This window comes from Streptomyces sp. UNOB3_S3 (assembly GCF_020740895.1).
In the GTDB taxonomy this organism is placed as follows: Bacteria; Actinomycetota; Actinomycetes; order Streptomycetales; family Streptomycetaceae; genus Streptomyces.
The window spans coordinates 1-5,124 of the sequence record NZ_JAILXP010000458.1 but is presented as its reverse complement, the minus strand read 5'-3'; the positions used below and the strand labels follow the sequence as shown (position 1 = coordinate 5,124).

At 74.4% G+C, this 5,124-nt stretch carries 3 protein-coding genes; 1 reads left to right on the top strand and 2 read right to left on the bottom strand.

Annotated features, from left to right (window positions below; all coding sequences use genetic code 11):
* Nucleotides 1-545, top strand: a 545-nt coding sequence (locus tag K6I33_RS31630; RefSeq protein WP_229357985.1) for a hypothetical protein, incomplete at its 5' end; no start/stop codon positions are given.
* Between the two features lie 31 nt (nucleotides 546-576).
* Here the strand turns inward: K6I33_RS31630 and K6I33_RS31625 are convergent.
* A complete protein-coding gene (locus tag K6I33_RS31625) occupies nucleotides 577-4,224 on the bottom strand; it encodes a lipopolysaccharide biosynthesis protein (RefSeq protein WP_229357984.1) in 3,648 nt (1,215 codons plus the stop codon).
* A partial coding sequence (locus K6I33_RS31620) for a polysaccharide deacetylase family protein (RefSeq protein ID WP_374286316.1) occupies nucleotides 4,217-5,124 on the bottom strand: 908 nt, incomplete at its 5' end. The genes K6I33_RS31620 and K6I33_RS31625, both read right to left, overlap by 8 nt.

The following is a 5,124-nucleotide window of genomic DNA, read 5'->3' as shown; positions in this document are numbered from 1 at the left end:
CAGGACTGTGGGACCGCGCGCTGGCCGACGGGATCGCCCGGGAGGGCCGGGAGCGGTGGCCGCACGCCGAGATCCCCCGGCACGGCCCCCGCACCCCCGTCACCGCGCGCCGTATCACCCGGCGGGGCACCCCCGCCGCCAGCGGGCCGCTGCTGGCCCGGGTGCACCTGGCGCTGACGCCCGCGGCCCGGGCGCTCACGGGCCGGCTCCTCGTCCCGACCTTCGCCGCCTACGGCTACTACGAGGACGACGACGAGGTCTTCCTCCACATCGACACCGAACAGTGCGACCTGACCCTGCTGACCACGGCCTTCGGGGACGTCGGCCCCCTCCACGTCCACCCCGGCCTGGTCGGCAGCACCATGGAGCGGCTCGGCGAGCTGGAGAGCGACCCCGCCTGGGACCGCACCGGCGGCATCCGCGTCGGCTACCCCGACACGGGCGTGACCGCGCTGAACGGCCATGTCCTGCCCCACCACCGCCCGGGCGGCCCCCGCCCGGGCCTCCACGCGGTGGCCGCCCTCTGCTACCGCGCCCTCTTCTGATCCCTCGCCCTCTGATCCCGGGAGGAGGCCGCTACGACAACGTCGCCATCCGCCACACCAGGGACCCCAGCACCACCAGCAGCAGTGGCAGCGCGAACCAGAAGGAGCCCTGGAGCCACCGCAGCTGCCGCACCCCCGGTCCCGCCGCCACCCGCACCAGCTCGCGCACCGTCAGCAGCACCAGCAGCCCCGCCGCCGCGAGCGCCCCGGCCACGGTGACCGGCGTCCATGTCACCCGGGGCCCCACCGGCCCCGGCGCGGGCTCCGGGACCGCGCCCGCCGGCCGGTCCTTGAGCTCGTAGAGCACCGCGTCGTCGTTGCCGAACACCCGGCGCAGCTCCGGCCGCCCGTCCAGGGCCCGGCGCACCCGGGAGTCCCAGTCGGGCGCGTAGCCCGCGCTGAGCTCCAGGTAGTCGGACTGGCCCCGGTTCACCACGAGCAGGGAGCCCGGCCCGGCCTTGCGCAACGCCTCCACCAGGTCGGACACCCGGCCGGGGTCGCGCGGGGCGAGCGTGGGCTCGTACCGCACGCGCTCCATGTCCCGCGCGCCCCACGGCAGGGCCGGGGTGACGTTGTTGACGGTGTCGCTGCTGGTCCACAGCAGCCGTACGGTCGGCCGGTCGTGGGCGTAGACGTAGTCCATGGCGGCGACCTCGCCGGGGCGCACCCGCTCGAAGGACTCATTGCCCCAGCGGGCCACCAGGAACCCCAGGACGAGCACCAGCCCCGCCAGCAGCGCGGCCAGCGCCCCCCGGTGGGCCCGGCGGGGCCCGGTGGCCGGGCGCGGGAAGAGAGCGAGGGCGGCCAGGGCGCAGGCGCCGGGCAGCGCGAACAGGAAGACGCGCAGGGCGACTTCACCGCCGTAGGACTGCATGCCGAAGGCGAGGAACGGCACACAGGTCAGGAGCAGCAGTGACAGATCGCCGATGCCCGCCCGGCGCCGCCGCCACCAGCCGAGCGCGGCGAGCCCCAGCACCCCGGCCGCCAGCGCGACCCTGACGTAGAGCACCATCTTGTGGGTGGCGCTGCCGCCCTCGATCCGGCCGGACACGGACGAGGAGAGATTGCCGCCCAGGGAGCCGATGCCGCCGAAGAGCTCGTCGAAGTGGCCCGACCAGTACGGCTCCGCCAGGAACCCCACCCACACCGCCAGCATCACCCCGCACAGCAGGGGCAGCCCGGTCGGGGTGAGCCGACGGGCCAGCACCAGCGCGGTGAGGACCCCGAGCATCACGAACGGGGTGAGCTGATGGCTCGCCACCGACGCGGCGAACAGGGTGACGACCAGGCCCAGAAGGACCGCCGCCGGGCCCCGGCCGACGGGGAGGACCTCGCGCTCGCCGGGCAGCAGCCGGCCGCGCAGCTGACCGGGCCAGCGGAACCACAGCAGCAGCACGGCCACGAACAGCAGATAGAAGAGGTAGTTGAGGGACTGGGGGGAGAAGTAGTCCTGCCCCACCCAGCCGCTCAGGGCGAACAGCCACAGCGCCGCCCACTTCGCCCGCCAGCCCGCCCGCACCACCCGCATCAGCAGCAGCATCGGGGCCAGGCTCAGCAGCTGCACGGCCAGCGGCCACCAGCGCAGCACCTCGGTGAGATCGCCGGCCCCGCAGGCGCGGGCGGCGAACGCGGCCAGACCGAAGAAGCCCGGCCAGCTCCAGCGGGCGTCCAGATCGGGCACGGCCGTGCCGGTGCGGTCGATGTGATCGAGGAAGCCCAGATGCTGCCAGGCCGTGGCGAACCTCGGGGGACCCTCCAGCACGGCGGGCACCGCGTGGAGGGACACCACCGTCGCCAGCAGCACCGCCAGCAGCAGCCACCGGCGGCGCTCCGGCAGCCACAGCGCCGCCGCGAAGGCCACCACCAGCAGCCCGGCCCCCAGCAGCGTGGCCACCGGCAGCACCGACACCAGCCCGAAGCCGCCCATGCCGTCCAGGTCCACCCGGCCCACGGCCGTGAGCGGCACCCAGTACAGCGCCAGCGCACAGACGAGCAGCAGCGCGATCCCGGCCTCCGGCGTCCGCCACCGGGCGATCGGCCACCGGGCGATCGGCCACCCGGGGCCGGAGCCCGGGGGCGGCAGCGGGGCGCTCCCGGGCTTCTCCATGACCGGCAGGCCCTCCGCCGGGCGGACGTCGGGCCGGCGCTCCAGATGGTCTATGTCCAGCCTGACCCCCAGCGGCAGCGTGTCGGGGTCGAGCGCCGACCGCAGCGCCCAGCCCGTGCCGAACCGCCCCTTGGCCGGAGTCTCCTCCTCGCCGGGCCGGTCGCCGTGCCGCTCGCCGCGCGGCGCCAGGTCGGCCAGGTCCCCGTCGGGCGCCGGGGGTTCGGCCGCCGTCCGTTCCGCCGGTGGCGCGGTCTTGAGGACGCCGCGCAGCTTCACCGCCGCGATGGAGACGATCACCGTGAGGCTGCAGATCTCCGCCACGCCCGCGCCCGTCAGCCCCATCCGGGGGAGCAGCAGCAGCGTCAGCCCCAGGACCAGTACGCACAACAGGCCCTGGAGATAGGCGAGCCCGGCCGTGCGGCTCTGGGCCCGCAGTACCGCGAAGTACACCTCCATCACCACGCGCAGGGCCGCCCCCACCGCGAACCAGCGCAGCAGCGGAGTGGCCGCGTCCGCGTACCCCCGGCCGAAGACCCGCAGGATGTAGGGCGCGAGGAGGAACAGCAGCACACAGACCGGCACCATGATCTTGGCCATCCGGCGCAGCGCCGCCCGGCAGTTCTCCGCCAGCCGGGCCGGGTCGTGCGAGCCCTCCACGGTCAGCGAGGCGCCCATGTTGATGGCCAGCAGATTGACCGTGCCGCCGATGGTGGAGGTGATGTAGAAGTACGCGTTGTCGGCGGAGTCGATCTGCGCCGCGACGATCACCGGCACCAGATAGACCACGGCCAGCGAGAAGAGCGAGCCCGTGTAGTCCCCGGCGAGGAAACGGCCGATCTCCCGGGCGGAGAGCTGCCGGGCGCTCTCCTCGGTCGCCCTGATGTGCGCGGGCACCAGCCGCCGGAACACCAGCCACCCCAGGGGCACCACCGACACCGCGATGGAGACCACCCAGGAGACGAACACCCCGGAGACCGGCAGCGCCACCGCCAGCGCCACCAGCAGCGCCAGCTTCACCGCCGAGAAGACCGTGTTGCCCACCGGCACCCAGAACGCGCTGCGCAGCCCGGTCAGTACCCCGTCCTGGAGGGTGAGCAGCGACCAGGCCACGACCGCGGCGATGAACCCCAGACCGGGCAGCGGGCCGTGCAGAAAGTGGTACGACGGCCCCCAGAGGCCGAGCGTGAGCAGGAAGACGCCCGCCGCGACCGCGACGAACACGGAACTGCCCGCGTAGGTGACGAGGACGAACCGTCCCGTCCGCCGCCCGGCGACCGGGATGAAACGGGCCAGGGCCCCGGTCAGGGTGACGGCCGTCAGCCCGGCGATGAGCTTCATCGCGGCGATGGCCGCCGAGCCCTGGCCGACCGACTCCTCGGTGTAGTAGTGGGCGGCGACCAGCCAGAAGCCCACACCGAGGACGGCGCTGATGCCCGTGTTGAGCATCAGCGCGAAGGCGTTGCGGAACAGCGGACTGCCGACGCCCCGCCCGGGCAGCCGCAGTCGCCGGGCTGTCGGCTCCACGGCTCGTTCCTCGGTTCGTTCCTCGATCCGGGCGGACGTGTCAGACACGGGCTTCGGTCGCTTTCCTGTTCCTGGTGGCACGTTCTCCGGTGGGGCGTTCTCCGGTGAGGCGGCGGCCGGCTCCGACGAGGCCACGGCCCCGCCGGAGCACGGCGTAGCCCTTGGTCAGCGCCCGGTCCCGGGCGAACAGCCGGCCGATCCCCCGGCCCTCGACGAGCCTTTCGAACTCGTCGACGCCGGTGGAGCGGCGCACGGTCACCCGCTCCAGGGCGTACGGGCCCTGGGCGCGCCGGGCCAGGGCGTTCCCCACGGCCAGCGAGATCCCGAACCCGGCCGCGCGCACGGTATCGCGCACCCGGCGGCTGGAGTAGCCATAGGGATAGGCGAACGACACGGGCGGGTGACCCAGTTCGGCCGTGAGCAGGTCGCGGCAGTGCCGTACCTCGTGCCACAGGGGCCCGTCGCCCAGCTGGTCGAGCTGGGGGTGAGTATGGCTGTGCCCGCCGATCTCCATGCCCGCCGCGGCCAGCTCCCGTACCTGGTCCCAGCTCAGCATCAGGTCCAGGGCGCCCCCGGTCTCATGGGCGCCCCGCAGCCAGCCCGTCGAGGCGAACAGGGTGGCGGGGAAGCCGTGTTCGGACAGGACGGGGAGGGCGTGCCGGTGGACGCCCTCGTAGCCGTCGTCGAAGGTGATCAGCAGGGGTCTGGGGGGCAGCGGGCCGCCGCCGCGCCAGGCGGCGGCCAGCCGTGCGGTGGTCACCGGGGTGAAGCCGTGGTCGGCCAGCACCCGCATCTGCTCGGCGAACGCCTCCGGGGACACCGACAGCCCGTACGCGGCCCGGGCCGGCGCGTGGGCCACCGCGTGGTACATCAGGATCGGCACCGGGCCGCCGCTCATCCGCCCGCCCCCTCGCGCGCCGGCGCGGCCCGGTGCCGATCCTGATGTAC